This window comes from Polaromonas sp. P1_G2, assembly GCF_056405515.1.
Genome location: NZ_JBFUBY010001754.1, coordinates 1 through 360 on the forward strand (window position 1 = coordinate 1; position 360 = coordinate 360).

Here is a 360-nt window from a genome sequence, read left to right on the forward strand (position 1 = left end):
TCCGGCATGTGTTCTTGAGAATAATTCACAAATCAGGATCAAGGCGCGTGGTGGCGCAGCGCATCGACGAGAACCGCGAACGCCGGAGACATCTGGCGGCGGCTCGGATAGTATAAATGATAGCCTGCGAAAGGCGGGCTCCAGTCATCGAGCACTGGAATCAGGCGTCCCGCGCGAATGTTCTCCAATGCGTGATCCTCAAGAAAGTGACCAATGCCGGCACCGCCGAGCGCCGCCTTCATGGCCATAGCGGAATTGTTGAACACAAGCGGACCATCGACACGGACCTTCACCTCCCGTCCGTCCTTCTCGAATTCCCAGACCAGATAACCGCCATATGTKGGMAGCCTGAGGTTGATG

At 57.0% G+C, this 360-nt stretch carries 1 protein-coding gene; it reads right to left on the reverse strand.

From position 1 onward, the window contains the following. Positions 1-38: 38 nt before the first annotated feature. The coding region (locus tag AC1D0P_RS32440) for a LysR substrate-binding domain-containing protein (protein ID WP_477680473.1) at positions 39-360 on the reverse strand (322 nt) is incomplete at its 5' end.